General features: G+C 54.5%; 1 rRNA gene. It reads right to left on the reverse strand.

The annotated features are described in order from the left end of the window. Positions 1 to 242 (reverse strand): 16S ribosomal RNA (locus M3610_RS27860); the annotation flags it as partial.

Genomic DNA, 242 nt, shown 5'->3' on the forward strand with positions numbered 1-242 from the left:
GTCTTGCAGCCCTTTGTACCATCCATTGTAGCACGTGTGTAGCCCAGGTCATAAGGGGCATGATGATTTGACGTCATCCCCACCTTCCTCCGGTTTGTCACCGGCAGTCACCTTAGAGTGCCCAACTGAATGCTGGCAACTAAGATCAAGGGTTGCGCTCGTTGCGGGACTTAACCCAACATCTCACGACACGAGCTGACGACAACCATGCACCACCTGTCACTCTGTCCCCCGAAGGGGAA

Source organism: Neobacillus sp. MER 74, assembly GCF_023714155.1.